This window comes from Burkholderia sp. Bp8994 (genome assembly GCF_003853805.1).
In the GTDB taxonomy this organism is placed as follows: Bacteria; Pseudomonadota; Gammaproteobacteria; order Burkholderiales; family Burkholderiaceae; genus Burkholderia.
The window spans coordinates 317,587-340,915 of record NZ_QTQH01000002.1 but is presented as its reverse complement, the minus strand read 5'-3'; the positions used below and the strand labels follow the sequence as shown (position 1 = coordinate 340,915).

22 protein-coding genes and 1 pseudogene are annotated in these 23,329 nt (G+C 68.1%); 15 read left to right on the top strand and 8 right to left on the bottom strand.

What is annotated here, in order from left to right; genetic code table 11:
- Positions 1-53 precede the first annotated feature (53 nt).
- Positions 54-308, top strand: a complete 255-nt coding sequence (locus tag DIE04_RS03495) for a hypothetical protein (protein WP_044847902.1) — start codon at positions 54-56, stop codon at positions 306-308.
- 494 nt (positions 309-802) lie between these two features.
- Here DIE04_RS03495 and penR read toward each other — a convergent pair whose 3' ends face one another.
- Positions 803-1,693, bottom strand: coding sequence for a beta-lactamase transcriptional regulator PenR (gene penR, locus DIE04_RS03490; protein ID WP_124522457.1), 891 nt, complete (start codon positions 1,691-1,693; stop codon positions 803-805).
- A gap of 115 nt (positions 1,694-1,808) precedes the next feature.
- On the opposite strand from penR, the gene blaPEN-bcc reads away from it, so the two are divergent.
- On the top strand, positions 1,809-2,702 hold the full coding sequence (gene blaPEN-bcc / locus DIE04_RS03485) for a PEN family class A beta-lactamase, Bcc-type (protein ID WP_124522455.1): 894 nt from the start codon (positions 1,809-1,811) through the stop codon (positions 2,700-2,702).
- A 520-nt stretch (positions 2,703-3,222) separates the two neighbouring features.
- On the opposite strand, the gene DIE04_RS03480 is transcribed toward blaPEN-bcc, so the two are convergent.
- From DIE04_RS03480 to DIE04_RS03465, 3 genes are all read right to left on the bottom strand, one after another.
- Positions 3,223-3,423: a membrane protein gene (locus DIE04_RS03480; protein ID WP_044847905.1), complete on the bottom strand. Its 201-nt coding sequence runs from the start codon at positions 3,421-3,423 to the stop codon at positions 3,223-3,225.
- Between the two features lie 859 nt (positions 3,424-4,282).
- Positions 4,283-5,659, bottom strand: a complete 1,377-nt coding sequence (locus DIE04_RS03470; RefSeq protein WP_124522453.1) for an ATP-binding protein — start codon at positions 5,657-5,659, stop codon at positions 4,283-4,285.
- Positions 5,656-6,318: a response regulator gene (locus DIE04_RS03465; RefSeq protein WP_044847907.1), complete on the bottom strand. Its 663-nt coding sequence runs from the start codon at positions 6,316-6,318 to the stop codon at positions 5,656-5,658. Before DIE04_RS03465 ends, DIE04_RS03470 begins: the two co-directional genes overlap by 4 nt.
- A 226-nt stretch (positions 6,319-6,544) precedes the next feature.
- Here DIE04_RS03465 and DIE04_RS03460 point away from each other — a divergent pair, with 226 nt between their 5' ends.
- The 6 genes and pseudogenes from DIE04_RS03460 to DIE04_RS03435 all read left to right on the top strand — a co-directional run bounded on the left by DIE04_RS03460 (position 6,545) and on the right by DIE04_RS03435 (position 10,882).
- On the top strand, positions 6,545-6,898 hold the full coding sequence (locus DIE04_RS03460) for a YgiW/YdeI family stress tolerance OB fold protein (protein WP_124522451.1): 354 nt from the start codon (positions 6,545-6,547) through the stop codon (positions 6,896-6,898).
- Positions 6,899-6,961: 63 nt separating this feature from the next.
- A complete protein-coding gene (locus DIE04_RS03455) occupies positions 6,962-7,822 on the top strand; it encodes a MurR/RpiR family transcriptional regulator (protein WP_124522449.1) in 861 nt (286 codons plus the stop codon).
- A 59-nt stretch (positions 7,823-7,881) separates the two neighbouring features.
- Positions 7,882-7,995, top strand: a pseudogene (locus DIE04_RS03450) (GNAT family N-acetyltransferase); the annotation flags it as partial.
- A 112-nt stretch (positions 7,996-8,107) separates the two neighbouring features.
- The gene (locus tag DIE04_RS03445; protein ID WP_124522447.1) at positions 8,108-8,968 is read left to right on the top strand and encodes an oxaloacetate decarboxylase; all 861 of its coding nucleotides are present in this window, start codon (positions 8,108-8,110) and stop codon (positions 8,966-8,968) included.
- A 335-nt stretch (positions 8,969-9,303) separates the two neighbouring features.
- Positions 9,304-9,570, top strand: coding sequence for a YodC family protein (locus DIE04_RS03440; protein WP_044847912.1), 267 nt, complete (start codon positions 9,304-9,306; stop codon positions 9,568-9,570).
- Positions 9,571-9,715: 145 nt separating this feature from the next.
- Entirely contained in the window at positions 9,716-10,882 is a 1,167-nt protein-coding gene (locus DIE04_RS03435; protein ID WP_124522445.1) for a cytochrome P450, read from the top strand.
- 18 nt (positions 10,883-10,900) lie between these two features.
- Here the strand turns inward: DIE04_RS03435 and DIE04_RS03430 are convergent, their stop codons facing one another.
- Positions 10,901-11,227: a superinfection immunity protein gene (locus tag DIE04_RS03430; protein ID WP_044847914.1), complete on the bottom strand. Its 327-nt coding sequence runs from the start codon at positions 11,225-11,227 to the stop codon at positions 10,901-10,903.
- 90 nt (positions 11,228-11,317) lie between these two features.
- Positions 11,318-11,737 (bottom strand): rhodanese-like domain-containing protein, encoded by a 420-nt coding sequence (locus DIE04_RS03425; RefSeq protein WP_124522443.1) that lies wholly within the window; start codon positions 11,735-11,737, stop codon positions 11,318-11,320.
- A 111-nt stretch (positions 11,738-11,848) separates the two neighbouring features.
- Here DIE04_RS03425 and ftrA point away from each other — a divergent pair, with 111 nt between their 5' ends.
- Together ftrA and DIE04_RS03415 are read left to right on the top strand one after the other, a co-directional pair.
- Positions 11,849-12,823 carry a transcriptional regulator FtrA gene (gene ftrA / locus DIE04_RS03420; RefSeq protein WP_124522441.1) on the top strand — a complete coding sequence of 325 codons (975 nt, stop codon included), beginning with the start codon at positions 11,849-11,851 and terminating at the stop codon, positions 12,821-12,823.
- Between the two features lie 155 nt (positions 12,824-12,978).
- The gene (locus DIE04_RS03415) at positions 12,979-13,722 is read left to right on the top strand and encodes a hypothetical protein (protein WP_124522439.1); all 744 of its coding nucleotides are present in this window, start codon (positions 12,979-12,981) and stop codon (positions 13,720-13,722) included.
- Between the two features lie 67 nt (positions 13,723-13,789).
- Here the strand turns inward: DIE04_RS03415 and DIE04_RS03410 are convergent, their stop codons facing one another.
- Both DIE04_RS03410 and adiC read right to left on the bottom strand, forming a co-directional pair.
- Entirely contained in the window at positions 13,790-16,138 is a 2,349-nt protein-coding gene (locus DIE04_RS03410; RefSeq protein WP_124522437.1) for an Orn/Lys/Arg decarboxylase N-terminal domain-containing protein, read from the bottom strand.
- 3 nt (positions 16,139-16,141) lie between these two features.
- Entirely contained in the window at positions 16,142-17,674 is a 1,533-nt protein-coding gene (adiC, locus tag DIE04_RS03405; protein WP_124522435.1) for an arginine/agmatine antiporter, read from the bottom strand.
- A 429-nt stretch (positions 17,675-18,103) separates the two neighbouring features.
- Between adiC and DIE04_RS03400 the strand changes: the two genes are divergently transcribed.
- The 5 genes from DIE04_RS03400 to DIE04_RS03380 all read left to right on the top strand — a co-directional run bounded on the left by DIE04_RS03400 (position 18,104) and on the right by DIE04_RS03380 (position 23,327).
- Positions 18,104-19,174 (top strand): nitronate monooxygenase family protein, encoded by a 1,071-nt coding sequence (locus tag DIE04_RS03400; protein WP_124522433.1) that lies wholly within the window; start codon positions 18,104-18,106, stop codon positions 19,172-19,174.
- Positions 19,175-19,300: 126 nt separating this feature from the next.
- A complete protein-coding gene (locus DIE04_RS03395; RefSeq protein WP_059506616.1) occupies positions 19,301-20,755 on the top strand; it encodes a M20 family metallopeptidase in 1,455 nt (484 codons plus the stop codon).
- A gap of 60 nt (positions 20,756-20,815) precedes the next feature.
- On the top strand, positions 20,816-21,925 hold the full coding sequence (locus DIE04_RS03390) for a malate/lactate/ureidoglycolate dehydrogenase (RefSeq protein ID WP_124522431.1): 1,110 nt from the start codon (positions 20,816-20,818) through the stop codon (positions 21,923-21,925).
- Entirely contained in the window at positions 21,922-22,449 is a 528-nt protein-coding gene (locus tag DIE04_RS30285) for a TfoX/Sxy family protein (protein ID WP_124522429.1), read from the top strand. Before DIE04_RS03390 ends, DIE04_RS30285 begins: the two co-directional genes overlap by 4 nt.
- Positions 22,450-22,748: 299 nt before the next feature.
- A complete protein-coding gene (locus DIE04_RS03380) occupies positions 22,749-23,327 on the top strand; it encodes an NnrU family protein (protein ID WP_044847924.1) in 579 nt (192 codons plus the stop codon).
- Positions 23,328-23,329: the final 2 nt, after the last annotated feature.

The following is a 23,329-nucleotide window of genomic DNA, read 5'->3' as shown; positions in this document are numbered from 1 at the left end:
GCAGCGGCATAGAATCGTGACATGACCCTTGAACGATGGCGGAGGCACCTACGATGACGACCGACAACCGGCCCGACGACGGCGAGCAGAAGAAGCTCGAAAACCTGGAAGCGGCGGTCGACCACCTGCACAAGTCGATCGAGTCGCAGAGCATCGCGGCTGGCGCGGCGAAGGGCATCCTGTTCAGCCTGATCGAAACGCTCGGCGCGCTGATCGGCGATCCCGACCTGCCCGAACATGCGCGCTCCGGGTACGAGGCGCTGCGCGACAAGGCGAGCGAATTGCGCCGCGGGCTCGACCGGCATTGACGAAGCGGCAGCCGGCGTCGGCCGCGTGGCCCGCGCCGGCGCTGCCCAATCCTGCACGGCGCGCACAAAACCCCGTGCGCTCAATGAGTTAGCCGGCCGGTGCGCAGGATATCCACAAGCTTGCCAACACAATCTGTGGAGAACCGGCCGGCCCCCGACCGGCCGCGCAAGCGGCGCCGCGAGGCCGCACACGATGACGCGTCATTGACCTGTCTGGCCCGATCTACTGAATCCCCTTTTGTATCAGGATGTTACGCGTCACATTGGTGGAATATCCACAGGCTTGCCAACAAAATCTGTGGATAAGTCTGACGTGATTGCTTCCTGATGGTTGACGATCCGGCGCGCGGCGGCCGCGGCGTCGAAGCCTTTGCGCACGGGCTGCCCGCTGCGTGCGTCGGCGCGATAATTCGTGCGCGATCAACGGGTTAGACCTCGGGTACCCAGGATATCCACATCCTTGCCAACACAATCTGTGGACAAGCCGGGCCGCATCATTCGAGCGGCGCGGTATCGGCCGCTTCCGCGACGATCCAGTCGCGAAACAGCGTCATCGCCGGCGAGAGCGGCTTCGACTTCAGCGACGTGAGCCAGTAGCCGCCCGCGCGCACGTCGATGTCGAACGGCCGCGCGAGCAGGCCGAGCTGCAGTTCGCGCGCGAACATGCAGGCTGGCGCGAGCGCGATGCCGGCGCCCTGCATCGCGGCCTCGACCATCAGCCGAGACGAATCGAACACGGGCCCGTTCACCGCCCACGGTTCGAGCGACGCGGCGTCGAACCAGCCGTGCCATTCGTCGGTGCGGTACGAGCGCAGCAGCGTTTCGTTCGCGAGATCGGCCGGCCGCGCGAGGCGCCGCGCGATCTCCGGCGCGCACAGCGCGGTGAGCGGGGCGTCGAGCAGCCGCTCGTTGCGCGTCGCCGGCCAGTTGCCTTCCCCGAAGCGGATCGCGAAATCGAGACCCTCGGCCGCGAGGTCGACGACGTTGTTGTGGGTCCGCAGCCGCAGCTCGACGAACGGGTGCGTGTCGCCGAAGCGCTTCAGCCGTGGCATTAGCCAGCCTATGGCAAAGGTGCCGACCGCGCCGAGCGTCAGCACTTCGTGGAAGCGCCCGTCGTCGAACTGCTTGAGCACGGTTTCGATCCGGCTGAATGCGTCGCTGAGCACCGGCAACAGCGCGCGCCCTTCGTCGGTGAGCCCGAGGCCGCGCGGCAACCGGGTGAACAGCGCACAGCCGAGCCGCTCTTCGAGCGAGCGCACCTGCTGGCTCACGGCCGCCTGGGTCACGCTCAGCTCGAGGCCGGCGCGCGTGAAGTTCAGGTGGCGCGCCGACGATTCGAACGCGCGCAACGCATTGAGCGGAAGGTGAGGGCGGAGCTTCGTCATAAGAATTTCTTTTGTCAGCGCTCAATTATCGTTGCTTGTCAGGCAACCGTAAAGTCACGATAGTGCTGTCTCGCCGGCCGGCCGTTCTGCATCCATTCCACCACGAGAGACACCCATGACCTACTCATCGCAACGTCGAACCCTGCTACTGGCCGCCGCGACGGCGCCGCTCGTCCTGACCGTCAGCGCGTGCGCGTCGCCGCCGGCTGCCGGGCAGGATGTTTCGTCCGCGACGTCGTTTGCCGCGCTCGAGCGCGCGGCGGGCGGCCGTCTCGGCGTGTGCGCGATCGACACCGCGGGCGGCCGGCGCGTGCAGCATCGCGCGGACGAGCGCTTCCCGTTCTGCAGCACGTTCAAGGCGATGCTGAGTGCGGCGGTGCTCGCGCAGAGCGTCGAGCGCCCGGGGCTGCTGCAGCAGCGCGTGGCCGTTGCGCAGTCCGATCTCGTGAACTACTCGCCGGTGTCGGGCAAGCATGTCGGCACCGGGATGACCGTCGCCGAGTTGTGCGAGGCGGCGATCCAGTACAGCGACAACTCGGCCGCGAACCTGGCGATGAAGCTGATCGGCGGGCCGGCGGCGGTGACCGCGTTTGCACGTTCGATCGGCGACGACACGTTCCGGCTCGATCGCTGGGAGACCGAACTGAACACCGCGTTGCCGGGCGACCCGCGCGACACCACGACGCCGGCCGCGATGGCTGCGAGCCTGCGCGTGCTCACGCTCGGCGACGCGCTGCCGCCCGCGCAGCGTGCGCAGCTCGTCGCCTGGCTGCGCGGCAACAAGGTCGGCGACAAGCGGATTCGCGCGGGCGTGCCGGCCGGCTGGCAGGTGGCCGACAAGACCGGCACCGGCGACTACGGGACGACGAACGACGCGGGCGTGATCTGGCCGCCGTCGCGCGCACCGATCGTGCTCGCCGTGTATTACACGCAGACGCGTGCCGATGCGAAGGCGAAGGACGACGTGATCGCGGCCGCCGCGCGTATCGCGGTCGCGACGTTCGCGTGAGCGGGCGGCGCGGCGTGCGTTCATCGATGAATGCACGGAACGATGAAGCGATGTGTCGATGAATGCACGCCGTGCCGCAGTCGTGACCGGCATGTCGAAACGTTGTGCGATCAACGACTTAGATGACGCATGCTCAGGATATCCACATCCTTGCCAACAAAAATTGTGGACAAGCCGGCGTGCGGCCGCGTTCATCGCGCAGCGGGCGCGGCGCCGGCGTGCGTGAGGCTTGCCTGCCCGGTTCAAAGCGGCACGGACAAAACCTTTCGGATCAAGCGCTTGTGCGTGGTATGCGCAGGCTATCCACACGCTTGCCAACAAAATCTGTGGACAAGCGGCGTGGCGCGCGCGACATGCGGTCCGTCGCGTCGCGTGACGATGCGTGAACGGCACATCGCGTGGCCGCGTGCCCGATTCGAAGCGGCGCGGACAAAGTCTTACGGATCAAGCGCTTGATCGCGGTATGCGCAGGCTATCCACATGCTTGCCAACACAATCTGTGGACAAGCCCGCCCGATGTTCAGCCATGCCGATCGTCGACCGAGGGCCAGCGCGCGAACGCGAACACCCACAACATGATGAAGTTCAGGACCGGGACGAACATCGTCAGGATCCACCAGCCTGAATGCCCGGTACGCCGAACGATGCGGACATACGGATAGACGACGATCGCGACGAGCACGAGCGAGACGATCAACTGCCCTGCGGTGAAGTGTTCCATGGTCTTCCTCGGAATGATGTGTCGTTGTCCGATGCGGGCGCAACGGCCGGCACCGTGGTGCCGCTGCGTGAAGTCTCGCGATGCGTGGCGCGTGCGGCTCGTGTGATCGTGACGCGTGGCAGGTGCGGGCGTCAAGCGGCGGGCAGGGTGCCGCTGTTGCGCCGGATCGTCCGTCTGCGCGCGCGGGCGAACCGCGTGCTGCCGCAACGGTGACGCGGCGCATGAATCATTGGCCGATCAACGGGTTAGCCGATGCGTGCGCAGGATATCCACAAGCTTGCCAACAAAATCTGTGGGTAAGTGCTGCGACGATCGCATCGCACATCATTGGGGCATCGACGTGGCATCGTGATGCGAAGTGCGGCGAACCGGCGCGTGTGACGGCCCGGCGCGCGCCGCGTCTGCATCACGCGTGCCAAAGTCCGTCGGATCAACGGCTTAGCGTTGCGGTGCGCAGGATATCCACAAGCTTGCCAACATTTTCTGTGGAGAAGTCCGCGTGGCGATTGCGCGGCGCGGCACATCGTGCAAACCGCCTCGTCTGTCGGATCCACCGTGAAGATGTTGAGGAGCACGACGGGTTGCGCGTCGACGCCGAACTGTTGCCGGATCGGGAAGTTCGGGTCCATCGATTTGAAATGTGGCATTGGGCGCCCCTGCAAGTAGTGCGGCGACGACTCGGAGGGAAGGGATCGGTACGCGATGTCGCGTCGAGGCGAGCGCCTGCTCGACGCGGGTTGGCGCATTCGCTGCGCACGAGCGCCAAACCCTTTCGGATCAATGGTTTGCTGCCGTTAGCGGCCGGTTGTCCACAAGCTTGCCAACACAATCTGTGGAAAAGCCGCCCGTCGGGCGTGTGTCAGGCCGGCACCGGAAAGCGCACCGTCACGGTCAGCCCGCGCCCGCCTTGCGTCGTGCCGAGCGCGACGGTTGCGCGATGCTGTTCGGCGATCCGCTTGACGATCGACAGCCCAAGCCCGCTGCCCGACGACGTGACCGCCTGCGCGCCTTCGCCGCGATAGAAGCGCTCCCACACGTCCGTGCGCTCGGCTTCCGGAATGCCGGGGCCGTCGTCGGCGACTTCGAGCACGGGCGTCGCGCCGTCGAGACGCGCGGACACGTCGACGCGCGCGCCGACGCCCGCGTAGCGGATCGCGTTGTCGACGAGGTTGTTCAGCAGCACGCGCAACGTGTCGATGTTGCCGGCGGCCATCACCGGCGACGACACGATCGCGCCGAGGTCGATGCGGTGCGCATCCGCGACGCGCGTGCGATCGGCGACCACCGAGCGGCACAGCGCGGCGAGATCGACGGGTGCGGAGGTCGCGGCGGACGCCTGCGCGTCGGGTTCGAGGCGCGCGAGCGTCAGCAATTGTTCGGCGAGGTGGCCGAGGCGTGTCGTGCCCGCATGGATCTGCGCGAGGATCTGCTCGCGTTCGTCGGCCGTCGACGCGCGCCGCAGCAATTGCGACTGGATCGACAGCCCCATGATCGGCGTGCGCAATTCGTGCGCGGCATCGGCGATGAAGTGCCGCTGCAGCGTGAACGAACGGTCGAGCCGCGCGAGCAGGTCGTTGATCGCTTCGGCGAGCGGGCGGACTTCGTTCGGCATCGACGCGACGTCGACCGGCTCGAGATTGTTCGCATTCCTGCGCTTCAGGCCGGCCGCGATCGTGCGCAGCGGCCGCAGCCCCGCGCCGATGCCGAACCACAGCCCGATCGCGAGCACCGGCAGCATCGAGAACACCGGCCACAGCAGGTGCACCGCGATGCCCGCGATCGCTTCCCAGCGCGCGTGGCGCGCCTGCGCGAGCCGGATCGTCGTGCCGCCGCGTTCGGTCACGTAGGTGCGCCACGGCTGGCCGCCGACGTCGACGCTGCCGATGCCTGTCTGCGCGGGCGGCGGCAGCGCGGACTTGCGATCGGTCGAATACACCAGCGTGCCGTTGCGCCAGACCTGCAGCAGCACGGCGTCGGGGTCGCCTGCCTCGAATTCGTGCTTGCCGTCGCGATGGTTGCGGAACGACAGTTCGCCGTTCGGGCCGACGACGATCTGCTTCGACATGCTGCGCATCTGGTCGTCGAGGAGATCGTCGAGTTCGCGCAGCGCGCCCCAGTAGGTGCCCGCGCTTGCGACCAGCCCGATCACGCACGCGGCCGGCAGCAGCCACGTCAACAGGCGCCGCCGCAGCGATGCGCTGCGCCAGCGCGCGATCGCGTGTTGCAGACGCATCATGCGGCGTCACCGATCCGGTAGCCGACGCCGCGCACCGTGCGGATCATGTCGTGGCCGAGTTTCTTGCGCAGGTTGTGGATGTGTACCTGCACCGCGTTGCTCTCGATTTCCTCGCCCCAGCTGTACAGCCGTTCCTCGAACTGTTCGCGCGAGATCACGGCGCCGGGGTCGCGCATCAGTTCGTGCAGCAGCACGAACTCCTTCGGCGACAGCGTGACTTCTTCGTCGTTGAGCCAGACCAGGTGCTTGACCGGATCGAGCCGCAGCGGGCCGATCGCGAGCGTCGTCTGCGCGCGCCCTGCGTGGCGGCGGTTGACCGCACGAATGCGGGCGAGTAGTTCCTCGAGCACGAACGGCTTGACGAGGTAGTCGTCGGCACCGCTGTCGAGGCCGGCGATGCGGTCCGGCACGCCGTCGCGCGCGGTGATGATGATCGCCGGCAGGGTTTCGTCGCGGCGGCGCAGCGACGCGAGCACCGACAGGCCGTCGCGGTTCGGCAGCCCGAGGTCGAGCAGTAGGAGGCCGTAGCCGGTCGAGCGCAGCGCGAGCGTCGCGGCGTCGCCGTCCTTGACCCAGTCGACCGCGAAGCCTTCCTGTTTGAGGCCCTGTTCGAGCCCGCTGCCGATCAGCGGATCGTCCTCGACGAGCAGTACGCGCATGGATTCGTGTCTGTTGGCGGGCGTGGGCGCCCGGGGTTCCCATGATAAGCGCAGGTGTCTTAGGCCGAGCTTAAACACGGGCGCCTGCGTGCGTTCGCGCACCGGAATGTTGCGACGGCATGCCGCGGCGCACGGTCTTCAGCTTTGCTTAATCTTACGGTCCGTAATCTGAGTGCGTCGCGTTCAACGGAGCGCGACGCACTCGAAAAAATGGAGGAACGAGATCATGAAACACCTGACGAGAATCCTGGCGGTCGCGCTTGCGGTGCTGCCCGCCGCCGTCTACGCGCAATACACGGGGCCGTCCGCGCTGACCACGACGACCGTGAAGGAACTGCTCGCGAACGGCAAGGACGACCAGCACGTGCAGTTGCAGGGGCACATCGTCAAGCATGCCGGCGGCGAGGACTACGAGTTCGCCGATGCGACGGGCACGATCCGCGTCGAGATCGACCACAAGCTGTGGGCGGCCGGCCAGCCCGTCAGCGACAAGAACGAAGTGAAGCTGACCGGCGAGTTCGAGCGCAAGTGGTCGGGCAAGGTGAAGGTCGACGCCGATCACGTGGAAGTGCTGCGCTGACCGGTGCACCGGTGTGCACGGGGCCGGTGATACCATGGACGACCGGTTCCCGTTCTCACCAAGATGGCTGCCAATTTCGATGAACTCGCGTCCCGGATCCGGGCGCAATTTTCCGAACTGAGCCCGCAATTCCAGGCGGGCGCTGCATTTCTGCTCGATCATCCCGACGAGGTCGCCACCTCGTCGATGCGCAAGGTCGCGCAGCGCGCGCAGGTTCAACCCGCATCGCTCGTGCGGCTCGCGCAGCAATTCGGTTTCCCCGGCTGGAACGAGCTGCGCGATCTGTGCGTCGCGCGCGTGCGCACACGTCCCGAGCCGCTCACGCAGCGTGCGCGTTCGCTCGTGCGGCCCGACGCGAAGGCGTCGCTCGCGCACGACCTGCTCGCCGCACAGCAGCACAATCTTGCCGCCACCGCCGCACAGAACGGGCACGCGCTCGCGGACGCCGCGAAGCTGATCCGCAAGGCGTCGCACGTGCATGTCGCGGGGTTCCGGTCGTGCTATCCGGTGGCGTTCGGTTTCGTGTACGGCTACCGGCTGTTCCGGCCGACCGTGTCGTTGCTCAACGGTGTCGCCGGCTCGCTCGAGATGGAGTTGCGCACGATCGCGAAGCAGAGCGTGACCGTGATCATCAGTTTCGCGCCGTATTCGGCGGAAGCGACGCGCGTCGTGCAGGCGGCGAAAGCGCAGGGCAGCAGGATCGTCGCGATCACCGACAGCGCGGTGTCGCCGATCGCGCTGCATGCGGACGCGCAGCTGATCTTCACGCACGACAGCCCGTCGTTCTTTCCGTCGCTGGTCGCCGCGCATGCGATGGCCGAGGCGCTGGTCGCGCAGTTGCTGGCGCTCGAAGGCAGCGATGCGATCACGGCGCTCGAGCGCACGGAAGCGGAACTGCATGCGAAGGGCGCGTATGTCGTGTAGCCGCACGCGCGGCTTCCACTGTCTTCCGCTCACGTTTTCTCCTTGATCCGACGTAACCGATGACGTTCACCTACGACGTGACCGACGTCGGCGACGTGAACGTTCGCAAGCAGATCGCGGCGCCGCTCGTCCGGTTCAACGAAAGCCAGGCCGGCCCGGCCGACTTCCGGCCGCACACCGCGCCGCGCGCCGGCCCCTGACATCCGCATCGATATTTCATCGCGACCTGAACCGTCGCGGTACCGCGCGCGCGTATGCTGGCGTCTCCATTCCGAGGAGACGTCAATGTCCGATTCCAACGTGCAGTTCCGCCAGGCCGAAACCTTCCGCGCGCTGCACACGCGCCCCGGCGCCTTCATCATCCCGAACCCGTGGGATGCCGGGTCCGCCCGGCTGCTCGCGATGGCCGGCTTCGAAGCGCTCGCCACCACGAGCGCCGGTTTCGCGTTTTCGAGAGGGCGGCCCGACAACGCGATCGGCCGTGACGAAATGCTCGCCCACATCGCAGAGATCGTCGCGGTGGGCGGCCTGCCGGTCAGCGCCGATCTCGAGAACGGCTTCGGCGACGCGCCCGACACGGTCGCCGAGACGATCCGCCTGGCGGCCGGCGCCGGCGCGGTGGGCGGCTCGATCGAGGATGCGACCGGCCGCGCCGACGCACCGATCTATCCGTACGACGCGGCGGTCGAGCGCATCGCGGCGGCGGTCGACGCGGCGCGCGCGCTGCCGTTTCCGTTCACGCTGACCGCGCGTTGCGAAAACTACCTGCACGGCCGCCACGACCTCGCCGACACGATCGCGCGGCTGGTCGCGTACCGCGACGCGGGCGCCGACGTGCTGTACGCACCGGGCGTGACCGATCCCGACGAGATCGCGGCGCTCACGCGCGCGGTCGGCGCGCCGGTCAACGTCGTGATGGGGCTGCAGGGCGGGTTGCTGAGCCTCGAGACGCTCGCGGCGCTCGGCGTGAAGCGCGTCAGCGTCGGCGGCGCGCTGGCGCGGGCCGCATTCGGCGCGTTCCTGCGCGCCGCGACGGAAATGGTGCGCGACGGCACGTTCACGTTCACGCAGGCGGCGGTGCCGGGCCGCGACCTCAATCGCTGGTTTTCGGCGCCGGACAATTCGCCCGTTCAGTTCGAACAATAAGGGCCGGTGAAACGTGGGAACGTTTCCAACCGAAAGCTGATTGACGGTAATCAATCGAAACTGCTGCCGATTTGAAGTTCGATGACGGCGCGAAAACCATCGATTATTCTCCGTATTCCGGCGGTGCGACCGGAACCGGCACGCAAGCCACGCCGGTTCTGGCGTCAGCCGCCCGCCACGCGAACCGGTGCCGCATATTGTTGCGATTTTCCGGTCGCTGTTTTTTTTCGTATTCGGGAGTTGCCGGTTATTTATCGGATTGGTAATCTCCCGCATATCCGAATGACCTGCCAGCGGGCCGCCGGAAAATGAATATATAAAAAATCGAGAGAGCGATGACAATCCGAGAAAATCACCGCAGTGGCGTTCGCGTCGGCGATGTCGTGACGCTGAAAACCGGCGGGCCGCGCATGACCGTCACCTACGCGGGGCCGGTCGTGTTCGACGATGCCGACTGGCTGATCTGCCAGTGGTTCGACGACAGCGGCCACTTCCGGCAGGAAATGTTTCATCACGAAACGGTAGTGCCCGAACCGCGCGCGATTTCCGCCGGGCGCGTCCGCGTGCGCATGCAGGGGCACCGCTACCGGTCGGCAGCCTGACGACGCGCCCGTCGCGGCACCGCGCCGCTTGCCGGCCGCAGGTTGCCGCATCGCCGTGGCCCGCCGTGCCGGCATGCCGACGACATCCACGACATTTCACGTCAACCCGAAACATGCGGCGGCCCGGCGCGCCGATACTGCACGCATGAACCCGACCCATCCGATTGCCGCGGTCACGCACCGCGATCCCTACCCGTATTACGCGACGCTCGTCGACGGGCCGCCGCTTGCGTTCGACGCCTCGCTCGGCCTGTGGGTCGCGAGCCGGGCGGCGAGCGTGACGGCCGTGCTCGGCCACCCGGCGTGCCGCGTCAGGCCGCTCGATGCGCCGGTACCGCCCGCGTTGCGCGGGTCGACGGCGGGTGCGCTGTTCGGCGAACTGGTGCGCATGAACGACGGCGCATTGCGGCACGACGTGCCGAAGCAGGCGCTGCGCGCGGCGTTCGCGCCGATCGATGCGAACGCGTTGCGCGAACGGGCCGCCCAACTCGCCGGCAGCCGGCTGCGCGCGCCGTATGACGCCGATGCATTGAACGTGTGGTGCCTGACGGTGCCCGTTTGCGCGGTCGCCGATCTGCTCGGCTTCGACAGCGCGCAACTCGACGATGTCGCCGCGCTGGTCGTCGACTTCGTCGCCGCGCTGTCGCCGCTGTCGGACGACGCCGCGCTGGCCCGCGCGAGCGAAGCCGCGCGGCAACTGCTCGACCGCATGACGGAACGCGTCGCGCGCACGCATGCGCAGGACGGTTCACTCGTCGCCGCGGTTCAGCAGGCGGCCGGCGCCGCGGGCTGGCACGCGAGCGGCGCGCTGGTCGCGAATCTGGTCGGGTTGCTGTCGCAGACGTGCGAGGCGACGGCCGCGTGGCTCGGCAACGTGCTGGTCGCATGGGATGGCACGGACGGCGAACGCGCGATGCCGGATACGGCCGCCCTCGACGCATTCGTCGCCGAGGTCGGCCGATTCGATGCGCCGGTGCAGAACACGCGCCGCTTCGTCGCGTCGCGCACGACGATCGACGGCGTGACCGTCGATGCCGGTGCGGCCATCCTGGTCGTGCTTGCGGCGGCGAACCGCGATCCGGCCGTGCATCGCGAGCCGCACCGACTGCTGCCGGGCCGCGCGCCGGGGCCGAACTTCGGGTTCGGCACGGGGCCGCACGGCTGTCCGGGCGAGCGGATCGCGCGGGCGGTCACGGCGGGGGCGTTCGGGGCGTGGTTGCGCGCGGGCGGTGACGCGCCGCGCGACAGGCTGGTGTGGGACTACCGGGCCTCGACCAATGTCAGGATGCCGAAGTTCGGCACGGCGAGGTAAGCGGAAAGGCGGGACTGCCTAGCGGCAACCTTGCTTCTCGGCCCATTGTTGCTGGGCGGCGACGCGGCGTTGGACGCGTTCGACGAGACCGGTCGAGAAGGTCCGCATGCTGATGCCGCGGCGCTTCGCGAGGATGGTTTGCGCGACGTCGGTCTGCGGGTTCGGCTGGCATGCCCAGTACAGCGTCATCAGCCAGCCGATGCCCGTCCACGCGAACAGCGCGTTGAACATCGCGATCGTCAGCTTGTCGTGCCGGCTGCGCCGATCGGCGACGATGGCCGGAAGAAAATAGAGCGCGATCGCTGCGACCGAACCGGCCACCTGAATCAGGACTGTGTGTTCCATGTTGCTGCTCCGTCCGAACTGCAATGAGGCTGATTGTCGCGCTTTTTCCGTTCGTGTGCCGGCAATTGATTGTTGCGTTTTCAATAACGATCAGCGCATGGCGACGCCCTCAGGCTGCACTTCGTTGCTCAACGCGAAACCTTCGTCGAGCCAGCCCGTGACGCCGCCGATCATCAGCTTCACCGGGCGGCCGAGGCGCGCGAGCCGGATCGCCGCGCGCGCGGCGCCGTTGCAGTGCGGGCCCGCGCAGTAGACGACGAACAGCGTGTCGGCCGGATGGTCGGCGAGCTTGCCGGCGACGATCTTGAGGTGCGGCAGGTTGCGCGCGCCGGGCACGTGGCCCGCGGCAAACTGCTCCGGACCCCGGACGTCGAGCAGCACGAAATCCGGCGCGCCGGACGCAAGCGCATCGTGTACGTCCCAGCAATCGGTCTCGAAACGCAGCGATGCTTCGAAGTGCGCGAGGGCGGTGGCGCTGTCGGCGGCGGGGACGTCGGTGACGTATGACATGAAAGGCGCTCCTGAAGGACGGCGCGGAATGCGCCGGAATGAAGGGCAGTATCGCGGTTCGGCGGCCGTCGCGGCAGTGGCGCGATCGACAAGTTCCGGTAACATCGCGCCATGCACAATCATCTCGTCGTCGCGCTCGCCTACGAGCGCCTCTGCACCTTCGAGTTCGGCTGCGTGGTCGAACTGTTCGCGCTCGAACGCCCGGAACTCGGCGTCGACTGGTATCGCTTCGCGGTCTGCGCGAGCGAGCCCGGGCCCGTGCGCGCGGCGGGCGGCATCACGGTCGCCGCGCCGTACCGGCTCGCGATGCTCGATCGCGCGGACACCATCGTGATTCCCGGCTGGCGCGATCCGGACGAGCTGCCGCCGGAGCCGCTGCTGAAGAAGCTGCGTGCTGCGCATCGCCGCGGCGCGCGGCTCTGTTCGATCTGCTCGGGCGTGTTCGTGCTCGCGGCGGCCGGCGTGCTCGACGGGCTCACCGTGACCACGCACTGGCGCTACGCCGAGCGCCTGCAGGCGCGCTATCCGGCGCTGCGCGTGAATCCCGACGCGCTGTACGTCGACGAAGGGCAGATCGTCACGTCGGCCGGCTCGGCGGCGGGGCTCGACATGCTGCTGCATCTCGTGCGCCGCGATCACGGCGGCGCGATCGCGAACCGCGTCGCGCAGCGCCTCGTGCTGCCGCCGCATCGCGACGGCGGCCAGGCGCAGTTCGTGCCGCGCCCGGTCGCGCCGGGCGGCAGCGACCGGCTCGCTAAGCTGATCGACTGGATGCGCGCGCACGCGGCCGAGCCGCACACGCTCGCGTCGCTGGCCGCGCAGGCCGCGATGAGCACGCGCACGCTGCAGCGGCAGTTCGCGGATGCAACCGGGATGTCGCCGCTCGCGTGGCTGATCCGCGAGCGCGTGAACGTCGCGAAGGACATGCTCGAAGCACATCCCGGGCTGTCGCTCGCGCAGATTGCCGCACGCGCGGGGTTCGGTTCCGAGGAGTCGTTGCGCCGGCATTTCCGGCGCGTCGCGGCGACGAGCCCGGCTGCGTACCGGCGCGGGATGGATCGCGGTGTGAGGTCCACGGACGCGTGAGTGGTGCGTCTTTCCGCGCCGCGGCGGAACGAGTCCGTCGTTTGCTTCTTGTCGACTTCGAGCACGCGTAAGATGGCGATCGCCGTGCGGCGACCGTAGATGCGGCGCCGCCATTCCCGCTCGCAACGACAACGACAACGACAAGGACAATCATCATGGGCCTGCTGGGCAAGCTGTTCGGAAAGAAAACGCGTGACGAAGCGGCAGCGCCCGCGCGTTCCGCGCACGACGCAGGCGGAGCGCCGGAAGCAACGGAAGGATCCGACGATACGAACGAACAAGGCGGCCCCGACATCGCGCCGGAACTCGCGCCCGCGCTGAGGGCATTCCAGGCCGGCCGGCACGAGGCCGCGATCGCGGCCGCCGCGCCGCACGCGGAGCGGCTGGCCGATGCGGCGCGCCTCTGCGCGCTTTCATACTCGGCGATGAAGCGTTACCGGGAAGCGTTTCCGTACTGGCTCGCGCTGTTCGACCATGAGCCGAGCGCGCACAACGCGGTGCAGCTCGCGACGACGTCGGTGATGTGCGACGAAGTGGAGCGCGGCGAAGCGTGGATGCAGAAGGCCGCCGAGGTCAATCACGACACGCACGAGCAGTCCGACGTCGCGGCGCGCGTGAACTTCATTTCGGCGCTGATGCAAGGCGGCCACCTGCGCGAGGCGCTGCCGCATCTCGCGTGGGTGCGCGACGTGTACGGCCACGTGCGGATCACCGATTCGACCTTCCTCTACATGCGCGGCATTCCGTTCTTTTCGTCGTTCCTCGAGAACAGTCTCGAGATCCTGAAGGCCACGCAGCCGGCCGACGCGATCGCGCCGTGGTACGGGGAACTGAAGGGCAAGCTCGACGAAGAAGGCGAAGCGCAGCTTGCCGCGTGGGTTAATCAGTTGCCGGCATGACCGGCCGGTTCATCGCGCGTCGCGACGCCTGCCGCATCCTGCCGGCGCGGCGTCGCGGCGCGCATGCTCAGCGCGTGTTGGTATTGCGGGTATCGCGCGCGGTTTGCTTGATGCACGCGATCCGGTACACGCCGTCCTCGACTTCGACGCCATGCGTGTCGTGCGTGAAGCCGGGGAAGCGCAGGTCGTACTGCTCGAGCGCCTTCAGGTAACCGAGCAGCGGGCCGTCGGCCGGCCCCGCGTTTTCGCCGGGCATCAGCAGCGGAATGCCCGGCGGATAGGGCACCACGCCCGTCGCGACGGTGCGGCCCGCCATCTCGGCGAGTTCCAGCATCTCGATGTCGTTGTGCACGAGATGCTCGTACGCCTCGGCCGGGCTGAAGTCGGGTTGCGGCAGCGTCGAGAAGCCGCGCGACATCATCTCGGTCGTCTTCAGGTCGCTCATCGCGCTGAACATCAGGTCGCACAGGTCGCGCAGGCCGAGCGTGCCGTAGCGGTCCGGATAGCGCGCGACGAGCTCCGGCAGCGCCTGCTCGAGCGGCGCGTTCGCATCGTAGTCGCGCTTGAAGTCGAGCAGCGTGTTGACGAGCGTGCCCCACTTGCCCTTCGTCACGCCGAGCGAGAACAGGAACAGGATCGTGAAGTCGGTCGTCTTCTCGACGACGATCCCGTGCCGGTCCAGGTACGCGGTGACGACCGACGCCGGAATGCCGACCGGCATCAGCCCGCCGTGCGGCGCGACGCCAGGCGTGACGATCGACACCTTGATCGGATCGAGCATGCAGTAATCGTCCTCGATCTCGCCGAAGCCGTGCCATGTTTCGCCCGGATGCAGCACCCAGCATGACGGATCGGTGGCGAGCAGCGTTTCGTCCGCTTCATGGAAGCGCACGCGCCGGCCCGTCTTGCGATCGACCACGGTGTCCGGCTGCCAGCCGTTGAAGAACCAGTCGTCGTTCTCCTCGCATTCCGCATGCAGCCGCGCGAGCATCCGGCGGAACGACACGGCCTCGCGGATCGCGTCGGTGGTCAGCGCCTCGCCGCCGGGGCCGTCCATCATCGCGGCGCTCACGTCGTTCGACGCGATGATCGCGTAGTTCGGCGACGTCGATGCATGCATCATGTACGCCTCGTTGAAGCGCGCGTGCTCGATCGGGTTGCGGCCGTTGCGGACATGGATGAACGACGCCTGCGACAGCGCGGCGAGCAGCTTGTGCGTCGACTGTGTCGCGAACACGGTCGGCTTGCTCGCGTCGTGCTGCGACGGATCGCCGTGCATCGCGTGGCGATCGCGGTAGATCGGGTTGAAGCGCGCGTAGCCGTACCATGCCTCGTCGAAATGCAACCGGTCGACGCTCTGGCCGAGCAGTTCCTCGATGCGCGTGACGTTGTAGCAGAGGCCGTCGTACGTCGAGTTCGTGATCAGCGCATGCACGGGCGTCGGGTCGATGCCGTCGCGGCCGCGCACGAGCGGGTTCGCGTCGATCGCGAGACGCACGGCGGCGGCCGTGAGCCGTTCCGGCATGATCGGCCCGATGATCCCGTAATGGTTGCGCGACGGAATCAGGTAGGTCGGAATCGCGCCCGACATCGTCATCGCATGCTCGGCCGACTTGTGGCAGTTGCGATCGCACAGCGCGACCTGGTTGCGCGTGACGCTCGCCATCAGGATCACGCGGTTCGACATCGACGAGCCGTTCGTCACGTGATACGTGCGGTGCGCACCGAACACGCGCGCCGCGTAGCGTTCGCTTTCGCCGATCGGGCCCGAGTGGTCGAGCAGCGAGCCGAGTTCGCCGACCGAGATCGACAGGTCCGAGCGGAACAGCGCTTCGCCGAAGAATTCGAAGTACGCGCGGCCGACCGGCGATTTCAGGAACGCGGTGCCGCCCGTGTGGCCCGGCGTGTGCCACGAGTATTCGTAGACGCGCGAGAACTGCGCGAGCGCGCGGAACATCGGCGGCAGCACGGTTTCGCGGTAGCGTTCGATCGCGGCGACGATCCGCCCGCCGATGAATGCGGTCGTGTCCTCCAGCATCCAGATGAAGTCGTCGGCCTTGCGCATCGCGTCGACGGGAATCGCCGCCGCGCTCGCGCGGCTCGCGAGCAGGAACACCGGCACCGTCGCATTGCGCGCACGCATCGCGTCGAGCACGGCCTGCGCCGGCGCATGGCCGGGATCGTTGCCGAGCTCCCAGTTGAGCAGCAGGCACTGGATCGCGGGATCGGCGTCGACCACCGCGCGTGCGTCTTCGGCTGAGGTCGCGATCACGACGTCGACGAGCCGCGTGCGCAATTCTTCGACGAGCGCGGTGGCCGCGCGTCCGGTGGCCGTGCGTTCGTCGATGTCGTGCTGCACGAGCAGCGCCTTCATGCCGAGGCGGCGGAACGCCGGTTGGGTCAAGGAAGCGGTCATGGGTCATTCCCCCGTTTGTTGAGTTGCCGGGATGCCTGCTGCGGCGGCCGGCGAGCGTGCGTGAAGGCGGGCGGCCTCGTGTTGGCCGACGGAGATCCAGAAGGCCGCGACGAGCGCGACGATGGTCACGCCGAGCGCGAGGTAGCGCACCCAGCGCGGCGAGCGGCCGCCCGGGTGGACATGGGTTTCCTCGATTTCGCGCTGGCGGTTGATCGACAGCTCGTAGAACACGATCGTCGCGATCACGAAGATCAGCGACCAGCGCGTCTGCTGGCCGTCGGAGCCGACCATCGCCCACAGCGCGTAGACGGCGCCGATCAGGCCGACGATCGTGTAGAAGGTGAACTGGTGCGACGGCATCTTGCCGTAGCCGAGCACCTTGATCGCGATGCACGAGTAGATGTACGGCAGCAGCGTCATGATCACGGCGATCGACGCGATCTTGCCGAACTGCTCGCTCGCGCTCGGCGACATCGTCGCGAGCACCTGCACCGACATGATGACCGCGACGATCGCGAGGCCCGCCGACGGCACGTTCTTCGAGTTGACGCGGGCGAACACGCCGGCGAACAGGCCGTCGTCGGCCGCGGCCTTCGCGGTCTGGCCGACCAGCAGCGTCCAGCCCGCGAGCGAGCCGAGGCAGCCGAGCGCCGCGCAGATCGCGACCGCGTTCGCGGCGGTGTCGCCGAGCGCGAGGCGCGCGGCATCCGCGAACGGCGCGCTCGACGCGAGCAGCGCCTTGTTCGGGATCATTCCCATGATCACGGTCGAGCTGAGCACGTAGCAGACGGCCGCGAGCACGACGCCGCCGACGGTCGCGATCGGCACGTTGCGCGACGGGTTCTCGACGACGCCGGCCGACACCGACGCGCTCTCGACGCCGATGAACGCCCACAGCGTGAAGTTCAGCGTCGCGCCGATCGCGCCGAAGCTGCTCGCGCCCGACACGTTCCAGCCGGCGAAGTACACGTCCTTGCTGAACCAGAACCAGCCGAACACGGCCATCCCGAGGATCGGCACGAGCGCGAAGATCGTCGTGACCGACTGCACGCGGCCGACCACGTTCGGCCCGAGGATGTTCGCGTAGGTGAACAGCCAGATCACGAAGATCTGCGCGAGCGCGAACACGAGCGGGTCGTGCAGGACCGGGAAGAAGTGCGTGAGATAGCCGAGGCCGGCGACCGCGAGGCCGACGTTGCCGAGCACGTTCGCGAGCCAGTAGATCAGGTTGGTCTGGTAGCCGATGTACGGGCCGAAGGCCTTGCGCGCATACGCATACGGGCCGCCGGCGGCCGGGTCGATCGCCGCGAGCTTCGCGAACACCAGCGCGAGCGACACGGCGCCGACGACGGTGATCAGCCAGCCGAAGATCGCGATGCCGCCGGTGGCGGCGAGGTTCGCGGGCAGCATGAAGACGCCGGAGCCCATCATGTTGCCCGCGACCATCAGCGTGGCGGGGATGACGCCGATTTTCGGCGCGGCGGTCGCGGCTGGCGCGGCGGCGGAACGGGAGGAGGACGAGCTGGCATCGGACATGCGAGGCTCCTTGAATGGTCGTGATGCGGTTGAGGTGGCGCGGCCCGGCGCCGGTCGACGATTCCGGAATGGATCGTCGTTTTATTGAACGACAGCATCTTATATCTTAATTAGGTTTGAATAAGGGTAAGCGATACAATTTAATATCTTGAATATTGATGTCGATCATTGAAAAGGGTGAAACGCTTTGGTGCGGATGACGGTGGCTGCACCGGGGCGAATGGCCTGTATGGGCCGTCCGGACGGTGGTTCCGGGGTGAAGGTGAGATGCGGGTCAGGTTGAACGGATAATCGATTTTTGCCGAACCGGTTAATTCAATTTGCGGGCTGAGTGAGTCGTCAAACCCTGATTGAATTAGTCGGTTATTATCGAGCGCTCGAAATGCGCTCGCCCGCGCCATTGATTACGTCTACCGAACGGTGATTCCGATGACGATGCTGCCTTCCCGCCTGCCGCTGATCCAGGCTCCGATGGTCGGTTCCCTGAGCCCGCTGACGATTGCGGTCTGCGAGGCGGGCGGGCTCGGCTCGCTCGCATGCGCGGCACTCGGCCCGCAGCAGTTGCGCGACGAAATCGCGGCGATCCACGCACGCACGCCGGCGCCGTTCAACGTCAACTTCTTCTGTCATGCGCCGCCCGCGCCCGATGCCGAGGTCGACGCGCGCTGGCGCGCGGCGCTGGCCGGCTACTACGCGGAAGCCGGGCTCGATGCGGCCGACGTGAAGGGCGGCCCCGGTCGCGCGCCGTTCGACGACGCGATGTGCGCGGTCGTCGAGGAACTGCGCCCGGCCGTCGTGAGCTTCCATTTCGGTTTGCCGGACGAAGCACTGCTCGAACGGGTGCGGCGCACGGGCGCGTTGATCGTCTCGTCCGCGACGACCGTCGAGGAAGCGCGCTGGCTCGATGCGCGCGGCGTCGATGCGATCGTCGCGCAGGGCGCCGAGGCGGGCGGGCATCGCGGGATGTTCCTGACCGACGACATCCACGCGCAGCCGGGCCTGTTCGCGCTGCTGCCGCAGCTCGTCGACGCGGTGCGCGCGCCGGTGATCGCCGCCGGCGCGATCGCCGATGGCCGCGGCATCGCGGCCGCGTTCGCGCTCGGCGCACGCGCGGTGCAGATCGGCACCGGCTACCTGCTGACGCCGCAAGCCGGCCGCTCGACGCAGCACCGCGCGGCGCTGCGGGCCGCACGCGACGACGGCACGCGCGTGACCAACCTCTACACGGGCCGCCCCGGACGCGGCCTGCTGACGCGCTTCATGCGCGAGCAGGGGCCGATGAGCGCGCTTGCGCCCGCGTTCCCGCTCGCGACGGCGGCAGTCGATCCGCTGCGCGTCGCGTTCGAGCGGCAGGGGCGCGACGATTTCTCGCTGCTGTGGTCGGGCGAGGCCGCGGCACTCGCGCGGGAAGAGGATGCCGGGGTGCTGACCCGGCGGCTGTGGGACGACGCGATCGCGTGCGCGGCGGGGTTGTGCGACGCATTCCCGCAGGCCGTTTGAGCGGGTGCGCGACGCGCTGCGGGAAACGGGCCCGAACGGGCCCCGAATACGGCACGGAAAGCGCCCCGGGGCGGGGGCATCGGCGTATCATCCGGTTTTTCGTCAGCCCTATCCAGGCACCCCACCATGACCTCCGTCGACACTACCCCCGTCCTCGACCATGACAAGCTCGTTACCTTCGTCGAGCGCAAGTGGAACGATGAAATCCTCCACGCACTGACCGACTACATCGCGATTCCCGCGAAGAGCCCCGCCTTCGACCCCGACTGGGCGAAGCGCGGCTATCTCGAACGGGTCGTCACCGATGCCGCGCAGTGGGCCGAACGCCAGCCGGTGAAAGGCCTGAAGCTCGAGATCGTGCGCTTGCCCGGCCGCACGCCGGTGATCTTCTTCGAAACCCCCGCAACCCGCTCGGGCAGCACCGACACGATCCTGCTGTACGGCCACCTCGACAAGCAGCCCGAATTCGACGGCTGGCGCGCGGACCTCGGCCCGTGGACGCCGAAGTTCGAGAACGGCAAGCTGTACGGCCGCGGCGGCGCGGACGACGGCTACGCGATCTACGCGAGCCTCGCCGCGCTCGGCGCGCTCGACGAGCAGGGCGTCGAACGCCCGCGCTGCGTCGGCCTGATCGAGACCTGCGAGGAGTCGGGCAGCTACGACCTGCTGCCGTACGTCGATGCGCTGCGCGACCGGCTCGGCCAGGTGTCGCTCGTCGTGTGCCTCGATTCGGGCGCCGGCAACTACGACCAGATGTGGCTCACGACGTCGCTGCGCGGGCTGGTGTCCGGCGACCTGCAGGTCGAGGTGCTCGAGGAGGGTGTTCACTCGGGCGTGTTCGGCGGCATCGCGCCGTCGAGCTTCCGCGTGATGCGCCAGCTGTTCGAGCGCCTGGAAGACGCGAAGAACGGCAACCTGCTGCCGGGCGTGTTCCATTGCGAGATTCCCGACAGCCGCGTGCGCGAGGCCGACGCGGCCGCCGCGATCCTCGGCGACGCCGTGTGGAAGGGGCTGCCGTGGGCATGCGGCGCGGACGGCAAGCCGGTGCTGCCGACCACCACCGATCCGCGCGAGGCGCTGTTGAACTCGACGTGGCGTCCGTCGCTGTCGGTGACGGGCGCGGCCGGCCTGCCGGCGCTCGCCGACGCGGGCAACGTGCTGCGTCCGCGCACCGCGTTCAAGCTGTCGCTGCGCCTGCCGCCGCTGGTCGATGCCGCTCAGGCCGTGCAGCAACTGAAGGAACTGCTCGAACTCGATCCGCCGTACAACGCGAAGGTCACGTTCAAGCCGGATGCGGGCGCCGCGACCGGCTGGAGCGCGCCGGATCTCGCGCCGTGGCTCGCGTCGTCGCTCGACGCCGCGTCGCGCCGCCACTTCGGCGCGGACTGCGCGTACATGGGCCTCGGCGGCACGATCCCGCTGATGAACGTGCTGCAGGCCGGCTTCCCGTCCGCGCAGTTCATGGTGTGCGGCGTGCTCGGGCCGAAGTCGAATGCGCACGGCCCGAACGAGTTCCTGCACGTGCCGTACGCGAAGAAGCTGACCGCGGCGGTGGCGGACGTGATCGCGTCCGCGCGCTGAGCGTTCGCGCCGTCTGTCCCGACCCGACCGGATCCAACCCGACCTGACGGAGCCTTGCCGATGACCGCGCTGCCGACCCCCGATACCGACCCGCTGCGCATGCGCGCCGAACCGCTGCACGCGTTCGTCGCGGCACTCTGGGAGCGGGTCGGCAGCAGCGAGCGCGAGGCGCGGCTCGTCGCCGATCACCTGGTCGGCGCGAATCTGGCCGGGCACGATTCGCACGGGATCGGGATGATCCCGAACTACGTCGCGTCGTGGCGGGAAGGGCAGTTGCAGTTGAACGGGCACGCGTCGATCGTCCGCGACGGCGGCGCGGTGCTCACCATCGACGGCGGACGCGGCTTCGGCCAGGTGATCGCATTCGAGGCGATGGTCGAAGGCATCGAGCGCGCGCGACGCATGGGCATCTGCGCGATCGGGCTGCGCGACGTCCATCACCTCGGCCGCATCGGGCACTGGGCCGAGCAGTGCGCGCGCTCGGGGCTCGTGTCGTTCCATTTCGTCAACGTGCCGGGCGACTTGCTCGTCGCGCCGCTGCACGGCACCGATGCGCGCTTCGGCACGAATCCGTTCTGCGCCGCGTATCCGCGCGCGGGGCGGCCGCCGCTGCTGCTCGATTTCGCGACGAGCGCGATCGCTTACGGCAAGACGCGGGTCGCGTACAACCAGGGCAAGCGCGTGCCGGCCGGGTCGCTGATCGATCATCGCGGCCAGCCGACCGACGATCCGGCCGTCATGCACGAGCAGCCGTTCGGCGCGCTGCTGCCGTTCGGGCTGCACAAGGGGTATGCGCTGGCCGCGATGTGCGAGATCTTCGGCGGCGCGCTGGTCGGCGGGCATACGACCTACGGCGACACGCTGCAGAAGACGAGCGCGATCGTCAACGGGATGCTGTCGGTGCTGATCGATCCTGACGCGTTCGATGCGGCCGATGCGCAGCGCGAAGCCGATGCGTTCGTCGAATGGGCGAAGGCGTCGCCGCAGGCGGGCGATGCGCCGGTGCGGATGCCCGGCGAGCCGGAGGAGGCGAGCCGCGCCGCACGCGGCGTGGACGGCATTCCGGTCGATCGCGCGACGTGGCGGCAGATCCGCGAGAGCGCGGCGGCCGTCGGCTTCGACGACGCGGAACTCGACGTGTGGACACGGCGCTGCACGGAGCCCGCATGAGCTGGCAATCGGAGAAGGCGCACGGCGAGGAGATCGCGTACCGGCTCGCGCCGCTCGGCAAGGTAGAGGTCGCGCGGTTCTTCAGCGGCGCCGCGATGCGGCTCGACGGCGTGATGTTCGGCTTCATGTCGCGCGGGTCGCTGTTCCTGCGCGTCGACGACGTGAACCGTCCCGCGTTCGTGGCGGCAGGGATGGGGCCGTTCTCGTATGAGCGCCCTACGCGCACCGTTGCGCTCGAGGGTTATTACGAAACGCCGGCCGACGTGCTGGAGGATGCGGGCGCGCTGTTCGACTGGTGCCGCGGCGCGTATCGGGCGGCGTTGCTGGCGGGGGCGCCGAAGCGCAAGGCGAAGGGGAAGGCGGCGCCGAAGCCGCCTGCGGAGCCGAAGACGGCAGCGGCGTCAACGCCGGCTGAGAAACGGAGTGTGAAGCCGGCTGCGAAAGCGTCCGCGAAACCTTCCGCGAAAGCGGCGCCGAAACCTGTTTCGAAACGGGCCACGAAATCCGTGGCGAAGCGCAAGTAACCGTAGCGCCGGCCGCCCATCGTCGCTGCGCGACGATTTACGTTGTCCTGAGTTTGCGACTCGCGAAGCGTGGGGAGATGCGCCAGATTCCTGCCAACCGCACGGGATGTACGAAAGCATCAACCTTGCCGAACCGTGCGTGCGTCATGCTTCACAACGGCGGCTACGGCGTTTATGATCGGCGCGGATCGCGTCCGCGTCTGGCGCGACCCGCGCCGGCCGTGTCGCCGGCCTCGCGAACGGCGCATCGAAAGCCGCGCGAATGATTCCCCACTCATCGTTCCAGACGGAGACAACCGATGCTCGTCCTGATTCTCGGTTTAGCGATCTTCCTCGGTGTGCATTCGATTCGGATCGTCGCGGACGGCTGGCGATCCGCGACCATCGAGCGGATCGGCGAGAAACGCTGGAAGGGCCCCTATGCGATCGCGTCGATCGTCGGCTTCGTGCTGATCATCTGGGGTTACGGGATCGCGCGCCAGGGCGGGACGCTGCTGTGGGTGTCGCCCGTCGGCGTTCGCCATCTCACCGGCATGCTGACCGCGATCGCGTTCGTGCTGATTGCCGCGTCCTACGTGCCGCGCAACCGCATCAAGACGCTCGTCGGCCATCCGATGGTGGCCGGCGTGATGGTATGGGCGATCGCGCACCTGCTCGCGAACGGCACGCTGCACGCGGTCGTGCTGTTCGGCGCATTCTTCGTGTGGTCGCTGGTCGATTTCGTCGTGTGGCGCGCGCGCGATCGCCGCAACGGCGTCCGCTATCCGGCCGGCAGCCTGTCGGGCGATGCCGTGACGATCGTCGCCGGGCTCGTCGTATGGGCCGTCTTCGCTTGGTTCCTGCACGGCCCGCTGATCGGCGTGCGGCCGTTCGGTTGAAC

What these genes read in the sequence shown, in the direction of transcription:
- DIE04_RS03495 (WP_044847902.1), top strand. Translation starts at nt 54, where the DNA reads ATGACGACCGACAACCGGCCCGACGACGGCGAGCAGAAGAAGCTCGAA.
- penR (WP_124522457.1), bottom strand. Translation starts at nt 1,693, where the DNA reads ATGACGAAGCTCCGCCCTCACCTTCCGCTCAATGCGTTGCGCGCGTTC.
- blaPEN-bcc (WP_124522455.1), top strand. Translation starts at nt 1,809, where the DNA reads ATGACCTACTCATCGCAACGTCGAACCCTGCTACTGGCCGCCGCGACG.
- DIE04_RS03480 (WP_044847905.1), bottom strand. Translation starts at nt 3,423, where the DNA reads ATGGAACACTTCACCGCAGGGCAGTTGATCGTCTCGCTCGTGCTCGTC.
- DIE04_RS03470 (WP_124522453.1), bottom strand. Translation starts at nt 5,659, where the DNA reads ATGATGCGTCTGCAACACGCGATCGCGCGCTGGCGCAGCGCATCGCTG.
- DIE04_RS03465 (WP_044847907.1), bottom strand. Translation starts at nt 6,318, where the DNA reads ATGCGCGTACTGCTCGTCGAGGACGATCCGCTGATCGGCAGCGGGCTC.
- DIE04_RS03460 (WP_124522451.1), top strand. Translation starts at nt 6,545, where the DNA reads ATGAAACACCTGACGAGAATCCTGGCGGTCGCGCTTGCGGTGCTGCCC.
- DIE04_RS03455 (WP_124522449.1), top strand. Translation starts at nt 6,962, where the DNA reads ATGGCTGCCAATTTCGATGAACTCGCGTCCCGGATCCGGGCGCAATTT.
- DIE04_RS03445 (WP_124522447.1), top strand. Translation starts at nt 8,108, where the DNA reads ATGTCCGATTCCAACGTGCAGTTCCGCCAGGCCGAAACCTTCCGCGCG.
- DIE04_RS03440 (WP_044847912.1), top strand. Translation starts at nt 9,304, where the DNA reads ATGACAATCCGAGAAAATCACCGCAGTGGCGTTCGCGTCGGCGATGTC.
- DIE04_RS03435 (WP_124522445.1), top strand. Translation starts at nt 9,716, where the DNA reads ATGAACCCGACCCATCCGATTGCCGCGGTCACGCACCGCGATCCCTAC.
- DIE04_RS03430 (WP_044847914.1), bottom strand. Translation starts at nt 11,227, where the DNA reads ATGGAACACACAGTCCTGATTCAGGTGGCCGGTTCGGTCGCAGCGATC.
- DIE04_RS03425 (WP_124522443.1), bottom strand. Translation starts at nt 11,737, where the DNA reads ATGTCATACGTCACCGACGTCCCCGCCGCCGACAGCGCCACCGCCCTC.
- ftrA (WP_124522441.1), top strand. Translation starts at nt 11,849, where the DNA reads ATGCACAATCATCTCGTCGTCGCGCTCGCCTACGAGCGCCTCTGCACC.
- DIE04_RS03415 (WP_124522439.1), top strand. Translation starts at nt 12,979, where the DNA reads ATGGGCCTGCTGGGCAAGCTGTTCGGAAAGAAAACGCGTGACGAAGCG.
- DIE04_RS03410 (WP_124522437.1), bottom strand. Translation starts at nt 16,138, where the DNA reads ATGACCGCTTCCTTGACCCAACCGGCGTTCCGCCGCCTCGGCATGAAG.
- adiC (WP_124522435.1), bottom strand. Translation starts at nt 17,674, where the DNA reads ATGTCCGATGCCAGCTCGTCCTCCTCCCGTTCCGCCGCCGCGCCAGCC.
- DIE04_RS03400 (WP_124522433.1), top strand. Translation starts at nt 18,104, where the DNA reads ATGACGATGCTGCCTTCCCGCCTGCCGCTGATCCAGGCTCCGATGGTC.
- DIE04_RS03395 (WP_059506616.1), top strand. Translation starts at nt 19,301, where the DNA reads ATGACCTCCGTCGACACTACCCCCGTCCTCGACCATGACAAGCTCGTT.
- DIE04_RS03390 (WP_124522431.1), top strand. Translation starts at nt 20,816, where the DNA reads ATGACCGCGCTGCCGACCCCCGATACCGACCCGCTGCGCATGCGCGCC.
- DIE04_RS30285 (WP_124522429.1), top strand. Translation starts at nt 21,922, where the DNA reads ATGAGCTGGCAATCGGAGAAGGCGCACGGCGAGGAGATCGCGTACCGG.
- DIE04_RS03380 (WP_044847924.1), top strand. Translation starts at nt 22,749, where the DNA reads ATGCTCGTCCTGATTCTCGGTTTAGCGATCTTCCTCGGTGTGCATTCG.